General features: G+C 74.0%; 20 protein-coding genes. 18 read left to right on the top strand and 2 right to left on the bottom strand.

Annotation, left to right across the window (positions count from 1 at the left end; genetic code table 11):
• The first annotated feature begins 115 nt into the window (after positions 1–115).
• The 9 genes from ACFLFB_RS17490 to ACFLFB_RS17450 all read left to right on the top strand — a co-directional run bounded on the left by ACFLFB_RS17490 (position 116) and on the right by ACFLFB_RS17450 (position 9,098).
• Complete coding sequence (locus ACFLFB_RS17490; RefSeq protein ID WP_392543440.1) at positions 116–1,630, top strand: LCP family protein; 1,515 nt, start codon at positions 116–118, stop codon at positions 1,628–1,630.
• A 26-nt stretch (positions 1,631–1,656) separates the two neighbouring features.
• Complete coding sequence (locus ACFLFB_RS17485; protein ID WP_392543439.1) at positions 1,657–1,941, top strand: hypothetical protein; 285 nt, start codon at positions 1,657–1,659, stop codon at positions 1,939–1,941.
• A 107-nt stretch (positions 1,942–2,048) separates the two neighbouring features.
• The gene (gene clpB, locus ACFLFB_RS17480) at positions 2,049–4,607 is read left to right on the top strand and encodes an ATP-dependent chaperone ClpB (RefSeq protein ID WP_392543438.1); all 2,559 of its coding nucleotides are present in this window, start codon (positions 2,049–2,051) and stop codon (positions 4,605–4,607) included.
• Between the two features lie 31 nt (positions 4,608–4,638).
• On the top strand, positions 4,639–5,325 hold the full coding sequence (locus ACFLFB_RS17475; RefSeq protein WP_392543437.1) for an LppX_LprAFG lipoprotein: 687 nt from the start codon (positions 4,639–4,641) through the stop codon (positions 5,323–5,325).
• Entirely contained in the window at positions 5,306–6,970 is a 1,665-nt protein-coding gene (locus tag ACFLFB_RS17470; protein WP_392543436.1) for an MFS transporter, read from the top strand. Before ACFLFB_RS17475 ends, ACFLFB_RS17470 begins: the two co-directional genes overlap by 20 nt.
• A 33-nt stretch (positions 6,971–7,003) precedes the next feature.
• Positions 7,004–7,513, top strand: coding sequence for a mycothiol transferase (locus tag ACFLFB_RS17465; RefSeq protein WP_392543435.1), 510 nt, complete (start codon positions 7,004–7,006; stop codon positions 7,511–7,513).
• A gap of 51 nt (positions 7,514–7,564) precedes the next feature.
• Positions 7,565–7,909: an ArsR/SmtB family transcription factor gene (locus ACFLFB_RS17460; protein ID WP_392543434.1), complete on the top strand. Its 345-nt coding sequence runs from the start codon at positions 7,565–7,567 to the stop codon at positions 7,907–7,909.
• The gene (locus ACFLFB_RS17455) at positions 7,906–8,445 is read left to right on the top strand and encodes an SRPBCC family protein (RefSeq protein WP_392543433.1); all 540 of its coding nucleotides are present in this window, start codon (positions 7,906–7,908) and stop codon (positions 8,443–8,445) included. The genes ACFLFB_RS17460 and ACFLFB_RS17455 overlap by 4 nt, the downstream gene beginning before the upstream one ends.
• A 38-nt stretch (positions 8,446–8,483) precedes the next feature.
• Entirely contained in the window at positions 8,484–9,098 is a 615-nt protein-coding gene (locus tag ACFLFB_RS17450) for a dihydrofolate reductase family protein (RefSeq protein ID WP_392545445.1), read from the top strand.
• Between the two features lie 28 nt (positions 9,099–9,126).
• On the opposite strand, the gene ACFLFB_RS17445 is transcribed toward ACFLFB_RS17450, so the two are convergent.
• Both ACFLFB_RS17445 and ACFLFB_RS17440 read right to left on the bottom strand, forming a co-directional pair.
• A complete protein-coding gene (locus ACFLFB_RS17445) occupies positions 9,127–9,540 on the bottom strand; it encodes a hypothetical protein (RefSeq protein WP_392543432.1) in 414 nt (137 codons plus the stop codon).
• Positions 9,541–9,595: 55 nt separating this feature from the next.
• On the bottom strand, positions 9,596–10,381 hold the full coding sequence (locus ACFLFB_RS17440; protein WP_392543431.1) for an exodeoxyribonuclease III: 786 nt from the start codon (positions 10,379–10,381) through the stop codon (positions 9,596–9,598).
• A 91-nt stretch (positions 10,382–10,472) separates the two neighbouring features.
• On the opposite strand from ACFLFB_RS17440, the gene ACFLFB_RS17435 reads away from it, so the two are divergent.
• From ACFLFB_RS17435 to ACFLFB_RS17395, 9 genes are all read left to right on the top strand, one after another.
• Entirely contained in the window at positions 10,473–11,249 is a 777-nt protein-coding gene (locus tag ACFLFB_RS17435) for an SDR family NAD(P)-dependent oxidoreductase (RefSeq protein ID WP_392543430.1), read from the top strand.
• Positions 11,250–11,332: 83 nt separating this feature from the next.
• Entirely contained in the window at positions 11,333–11,782 is a 450-nt protein-coding gene (locus ACFLFB_RS17430) for a hypothetical protein (RefSeq protein WP_392543429.1), read from the top strand.
• A gap of 79 nt (positions 11,783–11,861) precedes the next feature.
• Positions 11,862–12,353, top strand: a complete 492-nt coding sequence (locus ACFLFB_RS17425; RefSeq protein ID WP_392543428.1) for a hypothetical protein — start codon at positions 11,862–11,864, stop codon at positions 12,351–12,353.
• 34 nt (positions 12,354–12,387) lie between these two features.
• Entirely contained in the window at positions 12,388–12,942 is a 555-nt protein-coding gene (gene pyrE, locus ACFLFB_RS17420) for an orotate phosphoribosyltransferase (protein WP_392543427.1), read from the top strand.
• A gap of 45 nt (positions 12,943–12,987) precedes the next feature.
• Positions 12,988–13,683: a LemA family protein gene (locus ACFLFB_RS17415; RefSeq protein ID WP_392543426.1), complete on the top strand. Its 696-nt coding sequence runs from the start codon at positions 12,988–12,990 to the stop codon at positions 13,681–13,683.
• A 171-nt stretch (positions 13,684–13,854) separates the two neighbouring features.
• The gene (locus ACFLFB_RS17410) at positions 13,855–14,721 is read left to right on the top strand and encodes an ABC transporter ATP-binding protein (protein ID WP_392543425.1); all 867 of its coding nucleotides are present in this window, start codon (positions 13,855–13,857) and stop codon (positions 14,719–14,721) included.
• On the top strand, positions 14,718–15,515 hold the full coding sequence (locus ACFLFB_RS17405; RefSeq protein ID WP_392543424.1) for an ABC transporter permease: 798 nt from the start codon (positions 14,718–14,720) through the stop codon (positions 15,513–15,515). The genes ACFLFB_RS17410 and ACFLFB_RS17405 overlap by 4 nt, the downstream gene beginning before the upstream one ends.
• A gap of 25 nt (positions 15,516–15,540) precedes the next feature.
• On the top strand, positions 15,541–16,746 hold the full coding sequence (locus ACFLFB_RS17400) for a sensor histidine kinase (protein ID WP_392543423.1): 1,206 nt from the start codon (positions 15,541–15,543) through the stop codon (positions 16,744–16,746).
• On the top strand, positions 16,743–17,375 hold the full coding sequence (locus ACFLFB_RS17395; RefSeq protein ID WP_392543422.1) for a response regulator: 633 nt from the start codon (positions 16,743–16,745) through the stop codon (positions 17,373–17,375). Before ACFLFB_RS17400 ends, ACFLFB_RS17395 begins: the two co-directional genes overlap by 4 nt.
• Positions 17,376–17,392: the final 17 nt, after the last annotated feature.

The following is a 17,392-nucleotide window of genomic DNA, read 5'->3' as shown; positions in this document are numbered from 1 at the left end:
GTCGTGGTCGTCCTGCCCCACGCTCCCAGCGCGGGCGTCTATCGTTCCCACGACAGATCGCGCGGTCCAGCCCAGTGCCGCGCGACCCCTGACCTGCCGAGAGCGATGGTGGGCCATGCCCGACGACCAATCCGGGTCGTCCCGACGGACCGGTGACGCCGAGCCGCCGATGCGCCGTGCCGAACGGCGCTACCCGCCGTCGTCGTACTACCGCCGCGTCGCGCTGGGCACGGTGCTCCCCGGTGCGGGGCTGCTGCGCACCCGCTGGAAGGCGCTGGGCTGGGTCCTCATCGCCGTCGTCGTGGCCCTCGTCGGGTCCGTGGTCTGGTCCTTCGTGCAGGACGGCATCATCCGCACCGCCCTCGACACCGCGGTCAACACCAAGGCCCTGCAGGTCGTCGCGCTCGTCGTGCTGGTCGGGTCCGTCGTGTGGGTCGGCTCCATCGTCCTCACGGCGCAGCAGTCGTGGCCGCGGATCCGCGAGGGCCGGTGGCTGCGGGTGCTGTTCGCGGCGCTGATGTGCGCGGTGGTCGCCGCCCCCGCCGCCGTGGCGGTGCGGTACGTCGGCGTGCAGGCCAGCGTCATCAACGACGTGTTCTCCGACGGCTTCGGCGAGGGCCACATCGCCGACCCCGAGCAGCCCGACCCGTGGGCCGACATCCCGCGCGTCAACATCGCGCTGCTCGGCTCCGACGCCGGCCGCGACCGGGTGGGGGTGCGCACCGACTCGATGATGGTGGTCAGCATCGACACCAGGACCGGTGACGCCCTGCTCATCGGCATCCCGCGCAACCTCGAGAACGTCCCGATCCCCGCGAGCAACCCGCTGCACCGGCTGTGGCCCAACGGCTACAACTGCGGCGACGAGTGCCTGATGAACGGCATCTGGACCCTCGCCACCGACCACCCGGACCTCTTCCCCGACGACCCCAACCCGGGCCTGACGTCCACGATCGACGTCCTCGGGGAGATCACCGGGCTCGACATCCAGCGGTCGGTCGTCATCGACCTCAAGGGCTTCAAGGAGCTCGTCGACGCCATGGGGGGCGTGGAGGTCAACGCCCGCGAGCGGGTGTGCGTCGAGTGCTCGTCGCTCCCCGGCGGCGGCATCAAGTGGACGAACAACGGCAAGGTCGAGTGGATCGAGCCCGGCCTGCAGAAGCTCGACGGCCGCCGCGCCCTCTGGTACGCCAGGTCGCGCGCCGGCAGCGACGACTTCAGCCGGATGCGCCGCCAGCGCTGCGTCGCCGGGGCCCTGCTCACCCAGGCCGACCCGGTCTCGCTGTTCGCGAACTACCCGAGGATCGCCAAGGCCGTGAAGGACAACGTGCGGATCACCATCCCGCAGAGCGAGCTACAGGCGTGGGTCGACCTCGTCCTGCGCATCCAGGACGGCGGGTCGATCCGGTCGCTGCCGGTCACGAGCAAGGTCGTGCGGCCCGCCGACCCGGACTTCGCCAAGATCCGGGCGCTCGTCGAGAAGGGCGTGCGCGCGCCCACGGCCAGCCCGTCGCCCTCGGCCTCGGCGTCGCCGTCGTCGACCCCCACGCCGAGCACGACCTCCACCTCCTCACCGACGCCGTCGGTCCCGGCGGACGAGTCGGCCGCGCCCATCTCCGCGACCTGCTGAGTGGCCCGGCGTGCCATGCTCGGGGCGTGAGCGAGCACCTGCTGGTCTTCCCCGAGAAGGACGTCGCCGATGAGGTCGCGGCCGAGCTCGCCGACGAGGGCTTCACCGACGTCCGGGTCATCCGCGAGGCGCTGGCCGGGGAGGACGACTCCGAGGCCCACGAGTGGGCCGTGTACGTCCGCGAGGACAACGTCGGCGACGAGTCGGGCCCGGTCGAGGGCGGGCTGCGCGACCGCTTCGAGGCGCTCGTCGAGGAGCACGGGGGCTGGTACGACCCCGAGCCGAGGAACCCGCCCCCGGGACCCGTCTGAGCGCTTGGTCTGCCCGTTGCGAGCACGCAGTTGAGCGGAATACGCTCAACTCTGGTGAGGTTGGACCGGAGGAACCCCCGTCCCCTCCCGTCCGAGGAGAGTCCCGCATGGAGCTGAAGCCCACCACCCGCGTGGCCGAGGCGCTCGCGGTGGCGCAGCGCGCCGCCCAGGGCGCCGGCCACCCCGAGATCACCCCGTCGCACCTCGCGCTGGCCCTCGCCGAGCAGCAGGACACGACGACGCCCGCGCTGCTCACCGCCGCCGGCACGTCCGCGCAGGCCGTGGCGCGGGCCGCGCGCGGCGTCCTCGAGGGGCTGCCCCGCAGCAGCGGCTCGTCGATGGCGACCCCGGGCCTCGGGCAGGCGGCGCTGGCCGTGCTCCAGCACGCGTCCACCCTCATGGCCGCGCGCGGCGACACCCACCTCTCGACCGACGCGCTGCTCCTCGCCCTCGTCGAGAAGGGCGCGGTGCAGGGTGACGCCACAGCCCTCGAGGCCGAGCTCGACCGGCTGCGCGGCGGCGCGACCGTGACGAGCGAGGATCCGCAGGAGGCCGGTGAGGCGCTGCAGAAGTACGGCACCGACCTCACCGAGATGGCCCGCGACGGCAAGCTCGACCCCGTCATCGGGCGGGACGGCGAGATCCGGCGCGTGGTGCAGGTCCTCTCGCGGCGCACGAAGAACAACCCCGTCCTCATCGGCGAGCCCGGTGTCGGCAAGACCGCGGTGGTCGAGGGGCTGGCCCAGCGGATCGTCGACGGCGACGTCCCCGAGTCGCTGCGGGGCAAGCGGCTCATCGCCCTCGACCTCGGCGCGATGGTGGCCGGCGCCAAGTACCGCGGCGAGTTCGAGGAGCGGCTCAAGGCCGTGCTCGAGGAGATCAAGGCCTCCGACGGCCAGGTCGTCACCTTCATCGACGAGCTCCACACCGTCGTCGGGGCGGGCGCCACCGGCGAGTCGGCGATGGACGCGAGCAACATGCTCAAGCCGATGCTGGCCCGCGGCGAGCTGCGGCTGGTCGGCGCCACGACCCTCGACGAGTTCCGCGAGCACGTCGAGAAGGACCCCGCACTCGAGCGCCGCTTCCAGCAGGTCTACGTCGGCGAGCCGTCGGTGGAGGACACCATCGCCATCCTGCGCGGCCTGAAGGAGCGCTACGAGGCGCACCACAAGGTCGAGATCGAGGACTCGGCGCTGGTCGCCGCCGCCTCCCTGTCCGACCGCTACATCAGCGGGCGGCAGCTGCCGGACAAGGCCATCGACCTCGTCGACGAGGCCGCGTCGCGCCTGCGGATGGAGATCGACTCCAGCCCCGTCGAGATCGACGTGCTGCGCCGTGCCGTCGACCGGCTGCGGATGGAGGAGCTGCACCTGGCCAAGGAGACCGACGACGCGTCGGTCGAGCGGCTCGAGCGGCTGCGTGCCGACCTCGCCGAGAAGACCGAGGAGCTGTCGGCGCTCACCGCGCGGTGGGAGTCGGAGAAGGCCGGGCTGAACCGCCTCGGCGAGCTCAAGGCCCACCTCGACGACCTGCGCACCCGCGCCGACCGGCTCCAGCGCGAGGGCGACTACGAGGGGGCGTCGCGCGTCCTCTACGGCGAGATCCCCGCGCTGGAGAAGGACGTCGAGGCCGCCCAGCAGGCCGAGTCGCAGATCGACACGAGCGACCTCATGGTCAAGGAGCGGGTCGGCGCCGACGACATCGCCGAGGTCATCTCGGCGTGGACCGGCATCCCCGCCGGGCGCCTGCTCCAGGGCGAGACCGAGAAGCTGCTGTCGATGGAGTCGATCATCGGCGCGCGCCTCATCGGCCAGGCCGACGCGGTGCGCTCGGTGTCCGACGCCGTGCGGCGCGCGCGGGCCGGCATCGCCGACCCCGACCGCCCCACCGGCTCCTTCCTCTTCCTCGGGCCGACCGGTGTCGGCAAGACCGAGCTGGCGAAGTCGCTCGCCGACTTCCTCTTCGACGACGAGCGGGCGATGGTCCGCATCGACATGTCCGAGTACTCGGAGCGGCACGCGGTGGCCCGCCTCATCGGCGCCCCGCCCGGCTACGTCGGGTACGAGGAGGGCGGGCAGCTCACCGAGGCCGTGCGCCGCCGGCCCTACTCGGTCGTCCTCCTCGACGAGGTCGAGAAGGCCCACCCCGAGACCTTCGACATCCTGCTCCAGGTCCTCGACGACGGCCGGCTCACCGACGGGCAGGGCCGCACGGTCGACTTCCGCAACGTCATCCTCGTCATGACCTCCAACCTCGGCTCGCAGTACCTCGTCGACCCGACCCTGGCGCCGGGCGACCAGCACGAGGCCGTGATGGCGGCGGTGCGGCAGGCCTTCAAGCCCGAGTTCCTCAACCGGCTCGACGAGGTCGTCGTCTTCGACCCGCTGTCGACCGACGAGCTCGGCCGGATCGTCGAGCTCCAGGTGCGGGCGCTGTCGACCCGGCTGCGCGACCGTCGGGTCACCCTCGAGGTCACCGACGCCGCGCGGGCCTGGCTCGCCGAGCAGGGCTACGACCCCGCGTACGGTGCGCGCCCGCTGCGGCGTCTCGTCCAGCGCGAGATCGGCGACCGGCTGGCCCGGGCGCTGCTCTCCGGCGACGTCCGCGACGGCGACGGCGTGACGGTCGACGTCGACGAGGCGGGCCACACGCTCCGCCTGACCTGACGCCGACTCGGCGCGGGTTAGCCTGACGCCCATGCGCCGTCGCTCCGTCCTCGCCGTCGCCGGCCTCGCCCTCGCGCTGACCGGCTGCTCGGGGACGGACGAGACCCCGGCCAAGCCGGCGGCCGAGCGGCTCGCCGCCGCCAAGTCCGCCTTCGACGGCGCGACGACGGTGGCGCTCGACCTCACCAGCCGCGACGTCCCCCCGCGCGAGAACGGTGTCACCGCCGCCAAGGGCTCGGGCGTCATCGACGCCTCCGAGCCGAAGTTCGCGGGCACCATCACCGGCACGATCGAGGGCGTGGCCGGCACGGTCGACCTCATCTGCCTCGGCGACACCGCGTACATGAAGTTCTTCACCCCGGACTACGTCGAGACCGACCTCACCACCCTCAACGCGCCCAACCCGGCCCTGTTCTTCGACCCCGCCAAGGGCATCTCCTCCCTCCTCACCGAGGCCGCGTCCCCGAAGGCCGACGGGCAGACCCGCGCCGGCAGCGAGGTCCTCGACAAGGTCGGCGGGACCCTCCCCGGCACCCGCATCGAGGACCTGTTCCACCTCGGCGACGGCACGGGCACCTTCACGGTGACCTTCGGGCTCACCGCGAAGGACGAGCTGCGCACCGCCTCGCTCACGGGGCCGTTCTTCCCCGGCACCACGGCGACCTACGTCCTCACCCTCACCGACTACGGGAAGCCCGTTGAGGTCACCCGCCCCTAGGGCCCTCCTCGCGACCGCAGCGGTCGCGGTCTCGCTCGCCGCCGCCGACACCTACGTCGTCGTCCTCGCGCTCACCGACATGATGCGCGGGGTGGGGGTCGGCATCGACTCCCTCCAGCGGGCGACGCCGATCATCTCGGGCTTCCTCCTCGGGTACGTCGCGGTGCTGCCGCTCATCGGCCGCCTCGCCGACCTCGTCGACCGCCAGCGCGTCCTCCTCGGATGCCTCGCGGTGTTCGTCGTCGGGTCGGCCGTCACCGCGCTCGCGGTCGAGCTGCCGGTGCTCGTGGCGGGCCGGGTCATCCAGGGCGTCGGAGGGGGCGGGCTCGTCCCGGCAACCCTCGCCATCGTGGCCCAGCTGTGGCCGGCGGACCGGCGCGGTGTGCCGCTCGGCGTCGTCGGCGCGGTGCAGGAGCTGGGGTCCGTCCTCGGGCCGGTGCTCGGCGCGCTGGTCCTCGTCGTCGCCGACTGGCGGGCGATCTTCTGGCTCAACGCCGTGGCCGGGGTGCTGCTCGCGGTGGCCGTGGTCGTCGTGGGTGGGGGAGCGGTGGGGAGGCCGCGCGTCGTCACCCTCGTGCTGTCCGCCGTGACCGCCGGGGTCCTCGGGCTCGCGCTCGTCGCCCCCGAGCCGCTCGTCACCAGCGTGGCGCTCGGGGTGCCGTTCGTGCCGTTCGGGGACTCGACCTCGCGGTTGGCGACGCCGGTCGGGGTGGCGGGCCTGGTGCTGCTCGTCGTCACGCTGGTCGTCGCCGGGCGGGGCGGGTGGGCGCTGCTGCGCCGGGCCGACCTGCTGGGCGCGGTGCTCGTCGGGGGGGCCCTGGGCTGCGTCGTCCTCACCTTCGCCGCGGCCGAGCCCGAGCGCGAGGTCGTGGGCCCGCTGGGGTACGCCCTGCTGCCGGTCGCCGCCGCGCTGGTGGCGGCCTACGTCGTGCACCACCGCCGGTCGGCAGCACCGCTGGTGCCCCGCGGCCTCGTGCGGGGGAGGCTCGTCTGGGCGCTCGTCGTGTCGCTGCTCGTCGGGGTGGCGCTCGTCGCCGTCGTCGTCGACGTCCCGCTGCTGGCCCGCCTCGTGCACACCTCCAGCCAGACCGAGGCCGCGCTCGTCCTCGTCCGCTTCCTCGTCGCGGTGCCGGTCGGTGCGCTCGCCGGCGGCTGGGCGCTGCGGCTCACCGGGCCCGGGGTCGTGGCGGGAACGGGCCTGGCCCTCGCCGCCATCGGGCTCGGCCTGATGACGACGTGGGGCCGCGGCAGCCTCGACGACCTCGTCGCCTCCACCCTCGTCCTCGCGCTCACCGGCCTCGGGATCGGGCTGGCCCTCGCGCCGGTCAACGACGCCGCCCTGGCCGAGGCCTCGGCGGAGTCGCACGGCACGGCCTCGGCGCTCGTCGTCGTCGCCCGGATGGTGGGGATGGTCGTGGGCGTCGCCCTGCTGACCGCGATCGGGCTGCACCAGTACTACGTCGAGGTCGGCGGGCTGGCCGACCCCACCGACACCGAGGCGCTCAAGGACGCGGCCGTCCTCCAGGTGGCGTGGGTCTTCCGCGGGGCGTCGATCGCCGCGGCCCTCGGGGCGGTGGCCTCGCTCGCGCTCGGCGTCCGCCGCCGCGAGCACGCCGAGGGTGCGGCCCCGACCTTCGGCCTCTGACGCCGGACGTCCGCGACGAGTAGCGTCCGGAGCATGGCGACGTCGGCAGAGCTGCTGGGTGACACCTTCTCCCGGGTGCGCGAGACCGTGAACGGCGTGCTTCACGCCACGGACGAGGAGCACCTGGCCCGGCCGCCGGCGCCGGGGGCCAACACCGTCGCCTGGCTCGTGTGGCACCTGACCCGCATCCTCGACGACCACGTGGCCGGCGCCTTCGACCTCGAGCAGGTATGGACCCGCGACGGCTGGTACGAGCGCTTCGCCCTGCCCTTCCCCGCGGAGGCGCACGGGTACGGGCACACCTGGGACGACGTGCTCGCGGTCCGCGTCCCCGGCGCCGACCTGCGCGGCTACCACGCGGCCGTCCAGGAGGCCGCGGCCGCGGTGCTCGTCGGCCTCACCGACGACGACCTCGACCGGGTCGTCGACGAGGACTGGGACCCGCCGGTCACCCTCGCGGTCCGCCTCGTCAGCGTCGTCAACGACATCGCGCAGCACGCCGGGCAGGCGGCCTACGCCAGCGGCATCCTCGGCCGCTCCTGAGGCGTCGCACATCCGCTTGACCGTATATACGACGTGTCGTATGTTGGGTGCGTGCCCAGCCGACTCGCCGTCCTCGAGGTGATCGCCGACCCCACCCGCCGCCGCATCCTCGATGCCGTGCGGGGCGGCGAGCGCTCGGTGGGCGAGCTCGTCGAGGCCGTCGGGATGCACCAGCCCGGGGTGTCCCGGCACCTCAAGGTGCTGCGCGACGCCGGCCTCGTCGAGGTCCGCCGCGACGCCCAGCGCCGCCTCTACCGGCTGCGCGCGGAACCCCTGCGCGAGCTCGACGAGTGGCTCGAGCCCTACCGCGCCGAGCTGGCCGGGCGCCTGGACTCCCTCGAGCGCCACCTCGAACGCACCGCCCGACCCATCCCCCCGAAGGAGCGATCCTCGTGACCGACGACCTCACCACCCGCTACGACGGCGTGCTCGAGCGCACCGCCGACGGTGGCGTCATCCGCTTCGAGCGCCACCTCGCCTACGACGTGCGCGACGTGTGGGACGCCATCACCGCGCCCGAGCGCCTCGCCGACTGGTGGCTGCCGTTCGACGCCGACATCACCGTGGACCTGCGCGAGGGTGGCGAGATGGTCTTCTCCGGGAGGTCGCCCGACGAGCCGGTGAGGATGACGTGCACGATCCTGCGCCTGGAGCCGCCGCTGCTCTTCGAGCACACCCACCCCGCGCCGGGGTCGACGATGCGCTGGGAGCTCGAGGCCGCCGACGCCGGCTGCATCCTGCGGCTGAGCCACGTCGTCCCCGACGTGCAGGAGGCGGTCGACAACCTCTACCTCGTCGGCCTGCAGACCTCCCTCGACCGGCTGGAGCCGTGCCTGGCCGGGCGACCCGAGCCCTGGGACTGGGACGCCTTCGCCGCAGGCCGGGCCCACTACGCCGAGCGCGGCCTGGCCGCACCGGAGGTGGCGTCGTGAGCGCCCCGCGCGAGCAGCTCCTGCGGGTGCAGAACTTCATGCTCTCCACCGACGGGTTCGGCACCGGCGAGGGTCAGAGCGTCGAGCGGCCCTTCGGCCACGCCGACCCGTCGAGGCTCGCCGCCTGGGCGGGTGCCACGGCGAGCTGGCCGAACCGCACCGACCCCGGAGGAACCCGCGGCCTCGACGACTACTTCACGCGCGACTTCTCCCACAACATCGGCGCCGAGATCATGGGGCGCGGCAAGTTCGGCCCGCAGCAGGGGCCGTGGGAGGACCTGGAGTGGGAGGGCTGGTGGGGAGACGAGCCGCCGTTCCACACGCCGGTCTTCGTCCTGACCCACCACGTGCGGCCGTCGATCTCGTTGTCGGACACCACCTTCCACTTCATCGACGCCGACCCCCACGAGGCGCTGCGGCAGGCCAAGGAGGCGGCCGACGGCAAGGACGTGCGCCTCGGCGGCGGCGTGGCCACGGTGCTGGAGTTCCTCGCGGCCGCCCTCGTCGACACGATGCACGTCGCGGTCGCGCCGGTCGAGATCGGCCGGGGCGGTCGGCTCTGGGAGCGGCCCGAGGACCTGCTCGACCGCTTCCACCACGAGGAGGTCCCGAGCCCCAGTGGCGTCGTCCACCACCTCTTCTGGCGCCGCTGACGCCGAGCGGCCGCTGACCCGCGCGGCTTCAGTCGCGCCGCAGGCCGAGGGGGACGCCCTCGCCGTCGGGGCCGACGGGCACCGGCAGCGGGCGCACGCCCTCGAGGCGCCGCCGGTAGTGCACGTGCCCCTCGTACCCGGCGAGCGCCGACCACAGCACCCGGTGCGCCTCCCACGGCAGCGGGTCCTCGCCACGCCGCCACGACGCCCCGAACGACACCCACACCGGCACCCAGTGCGCGGCGTCGTCCCACGCACCGCGCCGGGCCTCCAGGGTGCGGCGGCGGTACTGGAACGCCTGGCGCGGCCCGTCGGCGCAGATGGGGGCCGTCGCCATCGGCCACACCCGCAGGTCGAGGTGCATGAGGACCACCTCGAGCTCGGCGAGCACCGCGGGGTCCACCAGGACCGTCGCGACGTTCTCGTGGGGGCGGCGCGTCATCCCGGCACGCTAACCCCGACCACCGACGGCCCGGAAGCCCCCGACCGGGGCAGGTTCAGTCGTCGAGCTGCACGACGACGGGGGCGTGGTCGCTCGCCCCGGCGCCCTTGCGCTCCTCGCGGTCGATGACGGCGCCGGCCACGCGCGCCGCGAACGACGGCGACCCCAGGACGAAGTCGATGCGCATGCCGCGCTTCTTCGGGAAGGCGAGGCGCTGGTAGTCCCAGTACGTGTAGGTGCCCGGGCCGGGGGCGTGCGGGCGCACGACGTCGACGAAACCGGCCTCGAGGAAGGCGTGGAAGGCCGCCCGCTCACCGGGGGAGACGTGGCTCTTGTCGAGGTAGTACTCCATCGACCAGACGTCGTCGTCCTGCGGCGCGATGTTCCAGTCGCCGCACAGCGCCACGGGGGTGCCGTCGGCCGCCCACTCGACCGCGCGGTCGCGCAGCTGCCCCAGCCAGGCGAGCTTGTAGGCCATGTGCGGGTCCTCGAGCGCCCGCCCGTTGGGGACGTAGACCGACCACAGCCGCACCCCGGCGCACGTGGCGCCGATGGCGCGGGCCTCGGGAGCCACCGGCTCGCCCCACCCGGGGTCGCCGGGGAAGCCGACCTGCACGTCGTCGAGCCCGACCCGCGACAGGACGGCAACGCCGTTCCACTGGTTGAGGCCGTGGTGCGCCACCTCGTACCCCAGGGCCCGCAGCCGCTCGAACGGGAACTGGGCGTCGGTGGCCTTGGTCTCCTGCAGGAGCAGGACGTCGACGTCGGAGCGCTCGATCCACGCCTCGACGCGGTCGATGCGGGAGCGGATGGAGTTGACGTTCCAGGTGGCGATGCGCACCCGGCCACCCTAACGAGGCCCACCGACGTGCACGCCGATGGTGGTGGGGGCACCGACGACCGGCGGCGGGGGCCGGGTTACCGTTCCCGGCGTGGGCACCGCACTCGTCACCGGAGCGTCGGCCGGCATCGGCCGCGCGTTCGCCGAGCGACTCGCCCGCGAGGGCACCGACCTCGTCCTCGTCGCCCGCGACCGGGCCCGGCTCGAGGAGCTCGCCACCGCCCTGCGCGACCGCCACGGGGTCGCGGTCGAGGTGCTCGTCGCCGACCTCTCCGACCGCGAGCAGACCGGGCGGGTGTGCGACCGCCTCGCCGACGACGTCCGTCCCGTCGACCTCCTGGTCAACAACGCCGGCTTCGGCTTCCGCAGCAGCTTCCTCGACAACGACCTGAGGGAGGAGGAGGCGGGCCTGGACGTCATGGTCCGCGCCGTCCTGCTCACCTGCCACGCGGCCGGCCGGGCGATGCGCGCCCGCGGCCGCGGCGGCATCCTCAACGTCTCGTCGGTCGCCTCCTTCATCGCCAACGGCACCTACTCGGCCGAGAAGTCCTTCGTCACCGTGTTCTCCGAGGGGCTCGCGAGCGAGCTGGCCGGCACGGGGGTCACCGTGACCGCCCTGTGCCCCGGGTTCACCCGCACCGAGTTCCACCAGCGGGCCCGGATGTCGATCTCCGCCCTCCCGCAGGCGCTCTGGCTCGACGCCGACGTCGTCGTGGCCCAGGCGCTGCGCGACGTCGCCGCGGGCAAGGTGATCTCGGTCCCGGGCGGGCAGTGGAAGGTCCTCACCGCGGCCCTGCGGGCTACCCCGCGACCGCTGCTGCGCGGCGGGGCGATGCGCGCCGTCGACCGGTTCCGCGTCCGCGGCTGAGCCCGGCTGTATCAGGCGGGCCTGCGCCCTCCTCTTTCGTGGTGACCCGCACCGAGCGGGACCACCCACCACGAGGAGACGTCATGGCCCTGAACTGGAAGGCCCTGTCGAAGGTCGTGAAGATCCCGCCGCAGGCCTGGGACTTCATCATCCCGAAGGGCCCGGTCCGCGGCTCCTTCACCACCCGCGTCGACGCCGTCGCGCTCAACCCGCAGCCGCTCCCGCCCGCCGAGGCGGAGGTCGGGGCGCAGCTGCTCCAGAACGTCCTCTACGGCGCGATCATCGTCGTCGGCGGCCGGGGCGAGGGCGCCGGCAAGCAGTTCCTCGACGAGATCGACGACTGGTGCGGCACCGGCTGGCCGCGCAAGTGGCCGTGGCCGCGCCCGCCGAAGGGCTGGGACGAGGGGCAGGTGTTCGCGGGGGCCGGCATCGTCGCCGCCGCGCTCGCCGACCAGTACGACCACGACCCCGAGATGCAGGAGGCGCTGGGCGCCGCGGCCGAGCGGCTGCTCGACCGCTCCGTGCAGGGCTGAGCGGGACACGGCGGGGGCCCGGCATCGCAGGGGCGCCGGGCCCTCGTCGTCACCCGCCTCGGCGACCTACCATCGGACGATGGACCCGGGCGTCGAGTCCGAGGTGGCCCGCGAGTACCGCCACCTCCTACGCACCGGCTCGGCCGACTGGCAGGAGACGGCACACCGCCATGCCCTCCTGGCCCTCGGCCCGTGGGTGCGGGCCCGGCTCCTCGCCGAGCTGCGCGCCCTCCTCCTCACCGGGACCCGGCTCGGCCCGGACGACGTCCACGCCATCGCCCGGCTGCTCGTCCTCGCCGAGCGGCGCCGCCCGCGGACCCTCCTCGACGGGCTCTCCCCGGACCTCCTCGACCGGCTCGCCGCCGCCGTCGTCGCGAGCCCCACGGGCGGGTCCCTGGGGGTCGGCCTCGACCTCTGGGACGGCACCGACCCGCCCGAGCAGCCCGAGGAACCGGTCGCCCGCGACCTCCACCAGCGCTGGCACGCGCAGCGCGCCACCCCCGGCTACGAGGGTGATGCCGCCGCGTTCTTCGCCGCGCCGCCCCCGCCGTCCCGCCCCGCGGGCGGCTGACCCGGGCTCGGTGCCAGGCCCTACGGTGGGTGCCGTGACCGACATCGCCGCCGACCGCGCCCGCCTCCTCGACCTCGTCCGCGCCAAGGCCATCGTCCACGGCCGCGTGACCCTCTCCTCGGGCAAGGAGGCCGACTACTACGTCGACCTGCGCCGCATCACCCTCGACGGTGAGGCCAGCCCGCTCGTCGGCCGCGTCATGCTCGACCTCGTCAAGGACCTCGACGTCGACGCCGTGGGCGGCCTCACGCTCGGCGCCGACCCCGTGGCCACCTCGATGCTGCACGCCCGCGCCGCCGAGGGCGGGCGCCTCGACGCGTTCGTCGTGCGCAAGGCCGGCAAGGCGCACGGGCTCCAGCAGCGCATCGAGGGCCCGTCGATCGAGGGCCGGCGGGTGCTCGTCGTCGAGGACACCTCGACCACCGGGGCCTCGCCCCTCGATGCCGCCCGCGCCGCCCAGGAGGCCGGGGCGACCGTCGTCGCCGTGGCGACGATCGCCGACCGCGCCACCGGGGCCGCCGAGAAGTTCGCCGAGGCGGGCCTGGAGTACCGGCACGTCTTCGGCCTGGAGGACCTCGGCCTGGCCTGACCTGCCAGTAGGCTCGCGCCAACCCGGTCCCCACGAGGAGCTGTCATGACCATCACGATCGTGCTCGTCATCATCGTCGTCCTGCTGCTGGGCGTCGTCCTGTGGGCGGTCGGCGTCTACAACGGCCTGATCAAGCTGCGCAACCTCGTGCAGGAGGCCTGGCGCCAGATCGACGTCGAGCTCACCCGGCGCCACGACCTCATCGGCAACCTCGTCGAGACGGTCAAGGGCTACGCGGCGCACGAGCGCGGCACCCTCGAGGACGTCGTCAAGGCACGCTCCGCCGCGATGGCGCCCGGCCAGTCGCCGGCCCAGCAGGCCGAGAGCGAGAACATGCTCAGCCAGGCCCTCGGCCGGCTGCTCGCGATCGTCGAGGCGTACCCCGACCTCAAGGCCAACGAGAACTTCATGGCCCTGCAGACCGAGCTGACCTCCACCGAGGACCGCATCGCCTCGGCCCGTCGCTACTACAACGCCACCGTGCGCGACCTCAACACCAAGGTCGAGACGGTGCCCTCCAACATCATCGCGGGCGTGTTCAACATCGAGCGGGCCGAGTACTTCGAGGCCGTCGGCGAGCAGCGCGAGGCCCCGCGGGTCGACTTCGGCCAGCGCGACGCCGTCATCCCGCCCCCGAGCAGCTACACCGCCGGGCCCGGCGCCACCCCCGCCTCCCCCGAGGGCCCCGGCACCACCCCCGCCCCGCCCGCGTCACCGGCTCCCCCCGCTCCTCCCGCCTGACCCGCCTCACCCTCGAACCGCGTCCTACGGGGCAGTACGTGTCGTGATCACGACACCTACTGCCCCGTAGCGCGTCACGGAGGGGGGCCCGTCGGCGTCCACCGGTCGGTGGACGGCGGGTCAACCGCGCGGGCGTCGCGCGCCTGAGCCCCTGGCGGCCACGCTGGGGCCATGGACGCGATCACGATCAGGGGCCTGCAGAAGACCTACGCCGGGAGGCCGGCCGTCGACGGCCTCGACCTCGACATCCACGAGGGTGAGGTCTTCGCCCTCCTCGGCCCGAACGGCGCCGGCAAGACGACCACCGTCGAGATCCTCGAGGGGTTCCGGCACCGCGACGCCGGTGAGGTCGCCGTCCTCGGCACCGACCCCCGGGGCGCGGGGCTGGCCTGGCGCAACCGGATCGGGATCGTCCTGCAGAGCTCGGGCGGCCTGGACCTCCTCACCCCGCGCGAGGCGGTGGCGACCACCGCGAAGGCGTACTCCCGCTCGCGCGACGTCGACGACGTCCTCGCCGCGGTGGGCCTGGAGGCCAAGGCCGACACCCGCGTCGTCGGGCTGAGCGGGGGCCAGCGCCGCCGCCTCGACGTCGCGCTCGGCATCGTCGGCCGCCCTGAGCTGCTCTTCCTCGACGAGCCGACCACCGGCTTCGACCCGCAGGCCCGCCGCGACTTCTGGGAGCTCATCCGCTCCCTGTCCGGCGAGGGCACGACCATCCTGCTCACCACCCACTACCTCGACGAGGCCGAGCAGCTCGCCGACCGCGTCGGCGTCGTCGCCGCCGGCCGGCTGCTCGCCCTCGACACCCCGGCCGCCCTCGGTGGCCGCGGCGCCGAGGAGGCCACCATCGCGTGGGAGGAGGACGGGGTGCGCCGCACCGTGCGCACCGCCACCCCCACCGCCGACGTCGCCGGCCTGGCCGCGCGCTTCCCGGGCGAGGTCCCCGGCCTCACGGTCACCCGGCCGTCCCTCGAGGACACCTACCTCTCCCTCATCTCCCCCCACCTGACCGACGAGACCGTGGAGGTCCCCGCATGAGCACCCTGGCCCTCGGGCTCGACCGCACCGTCCTCGAGCTGAAGATGTACTCCCGCGAGAAGGAGGCGGTCTTCTTCTCCTTCCTCCTGCCGATCCTCCTGCTCGCCCTGTTCTCCACGATCTTCGGTGGCCAGTTCGAGGGCGGCGACGGCTCGATGACGGCCGGCCGCTTCTTCCTCCCCGGCATGGTCGCCGCCGGTGTGCTGCTGACGAGCTTCCAGACGATGGCGATGTCCGTGGCCACCGAGCGCGACGACGGCACCCTCAAGCGGTTGCGCGCCACCCCGATGCCGCCGCTCGCCTACTTCCTCGGCAAGGTCGGCCTCGTCGCGGTCTCGAGCCTGGCGCAGGTGGCGCTGCTCCTCGTCGTGGCGCGGGTCGCCTACGGGGTCGAGCTGCCCACGGATGCCGCGGCCTGGGGCCGGTTCGCCTCGGTGTTCGCCCTCGGGGTCCTGTCCGGCACGGCGCTCGGCATCGCGTACTCGTCGCTGGCCTCGGCCCGCTCGGTGGGCGCGGTCGTCATCGGCCCGATCCTGGTGCTGCAGTTCATCTCCGGCGTCTACATCGCCTTCGCCGACATCCCCGACTGGCTCAAGCAGGTCGCGTCGGTGTTCCCGCTGAAGTGGATCGCCCAGGGCATGCGCTCGGCCTTCTACCCGGACGACATGGGCTCCCTGGAGATGGCGGGGTCGTGGGAGACGGGGCGCACGCTCCTCGTCCTCGCCGCGTGGGCCGTCGTCGGGCTGGTCCTGTGCGTCACGACCTTCACGTGGTTCAAGCGCGGCACCACGTGATCCTCCGGGCGCGATGATGGGCGACGTGACGACGACGGACACGACCTCGCGGGAGGAGTTCACCGCGATGTGGCGGCGCCAGCAGCCCGCGTGGCACGCGGCGGTGGCGTTCGTCTGGCTCGCGGCGGTCGTCGTCACGGTCGTCGACGACCCCGGCCCGTACGGCCGGGTGCCCTCGCTCGCGCTCCTCGGCCTGATGGCCGCGGCCTACCTCGGCCTCGGGGTGCGGGCGATGGCCCACGAGAACGTCGCGTTCGCCGTCGCCTACCACGTGGTCGTGTGGAGCGCCCTGCTCGCGATCCAGTGGGTCGACCCGGGCACCCAGTCGTGGCTGCTGTTCTTCGCGCTCTTCCCGCAGCTGTGGGCGATGCTCCCGGCGCGCTGGGCCACCATCGCCACGGTCGTCGTCGTCACCGCGTTCTCGCTGGTGCGGTGGGCGCAGCTGGAGTTCGACCGCGACAGCGCCACCGAGATCCTCATCTCGGGCACCATCTCGATGGGCCTGTCGCTCTCCCTGGGGCTGTTCATCAACCGGATCATCACCGAGGCCGAGAGCCGCGCCGAGACGATCGACGAGCTGCGCGCCACCCAGGACCGGCTCGCCACCGCCGAGCGCGTCCGGGGCGTGCACGAGGAGCGCGAGCGGCTCTCCCGGGAGATCCACGACACCCTCGCGCAGGGCTTCACCTCGGTCGTCGCCCTGTCCCGGGCCGCTGACGCCGCCTTGGCTCGCGGCGACCTGGTCGCGGCGCGCGACCGGCTCGCCCTCATCGAGGCCACGGCGTCGGACAACCTCGACGAGGCGCGGCTCATCGTGGCCGAGCTGACGCCGGGGCACCTGCAGTCGCGCACGCTCGTCGAGGCGGTCGAGCGGCTCGGCGCCACCGTCGAGACCGCGAGCGGCGTGCCCACCGACGTCCGCGTCGAGGGCGACCCGGTCCCGCTCGGCGGGACGGCCGAGGTCGTCATCCTGCGGACCGCGCAGGAGGCGCTGTCCAACGTGCGCCGCCACTCCGGCGCCGCGCACGTCGGGGTGACGCTCACCTACGCCGACCCGCTGCGGGTCGTGCTCGAGGTGCGCGACGACGGCGTCGGGTTCGACACCGCCGGCGCCCGCAGCGGGTTCGGGCTCGACGGCCTGTTCGCCCGGGCGGCGGAGGTCGGCGGCGCGGTCGACGTGCGCAGCCGCCCCGGGGCCGGGACGACCCTGCGGCTCGAGGTGCCCCGGTGATCCGCCTGCTCGTCGTCGACGACCACCCCGTCGTGCGCGCCGGGATGGTCGCGGTGCTGGGGGAGGAGCCCGACTTCGAGGTCGTGGGGGAGGCGTCGAACGGGGCCGAGGCCCTGGGGCTCGTCCCACGCCTGGCGCCGGACGTCGTCCTCATGGACCTGCGGATGCCCGTGATGGACGGCCCCGAGGCCACCGCGCGCATCGTCGCGCAGCCGAACGCCCCGCAGGTGCTCGTCCTCACCACCTACGACACCGACGCCGACATCGTCCGGGCGGTCGAGGCAGGCGCGCGCGGCTACCTCCTCAAGGACACCCCCACCGCCCTGCTCGCCGACGCCATCCGGCGCGCGGCGCGGGGCGAGACGGTGCTCGCGCCGCCGGTCGCCGCCCGCCTCGCCGACCGGTTGCGCGCTCCGTCGCGGCCCGAGGTCACCGCGCGCGAGCTCGACGTCCTGCGGCTGGTCGCCCAGGGGATGTCGAACGCCGACGTGGGGCGCGAGCTCTTCATCGGCGAGGCGACGGTGAAGACCCACCTCATCCGGGCGTTCGCGAAGCTCGGGGTCACCGACCGCACGGCGGCGGTCACGGCGGCCTACGCCGCCGGGCTCATCGACCTCCCGCGGGACTGACCCGAACGCCTGCGGGT

The sequence above is a fragment of the Oryzobacter telluris genome, assembly GCF_043099285.1.
Lineage (GTDB): Bacteria > Actinomycetota > Actinomycetes > Actinomycetales > Dermatophilaceae > Oryzobacter > Oryzobacter telluris.
Note: the sequence above shows the minus strand (reverse complement) of the source record. Positions and strands in the feature narration are given on the sequence as shown.

Coding starts and splice junctions, on each gene's coding strand:
- ACFLFB_RS17490 (WP_392543440.1), top strand. CDS start 116: ATGCCCGACGACCAATCCGGGTCGTCCCGACGGACCGGTGACGCCGAG.
- clpB (WP_392543438.1), top strand. CDS start 2,049: ATGGAGCTGAAGCCCACCACCCGCGTGGCCGAGGCGCTCGCGGTGGCG.
- ACFLFB_RS17475 (WP_392543437.1), top strand. CDS start 4,639: ATGCGCCGTCGCTCCGTCCTCGCCGTCGCCGGCCTCGCCCTCGCGCTG.
- ACFLFB_RS17465 (WP_392543435.1), top strand. CDS start 7,004: ATGGCGACGTCGGCAGAGCTGCTGGGTGACACCTTCTCCCGGGTGCGC.
- ACFLFB_RS17450 (WP_392545445.1), top strand. CDS start 8,484: ATGCTCTCCACCGACGGGTTCGGCACCGGCGAGGGTCAGAGCGTCGAG.
- ACFLFB_RS17445 (WP_392543432.1), bottom strand. CDS start 9,540: ATGACGCGCCGCCCCCACGAGAACGTCGCGACGGTCCTGGTGGACCCC.
- ACFLFB_RS17430 (WP_392543429.1), top strand. CDS start 11,333: ATGGCCCTGAACTGGAAGGCCCTGTCGAAGGTCGTGAAGATCCCGCCG.
- ACFLFB_RS17425 (WP_392543428.1), top strand. CDS start 11,862: ATGGACCCGGGCGTCGAGTCCGAGGTGGCCCGCGAGTACCGCCACCTC.
- ACFLFB_RS17415 (WP_392543426.1), top strand. CDS start 12,988: ATGACCATCACGATCGTGCTCGTCATCATCGTCGTCCTGCTGCTGGGC.
- ACFLFB_RS17410 (WP_392543425.1), top strand. CDS start 13,855: ATGGACGCGATCACGATCAGGGGCCTGCAGAAGACCTACGCCGGGAGG.
- ACFLFB_RS17405 (WP_392543424.1), top strand. CDS start 14,718: ATGAGCACCCTGGCCCTCGGGCTCGACCGCACCGTCCTCGAGCTGAAG.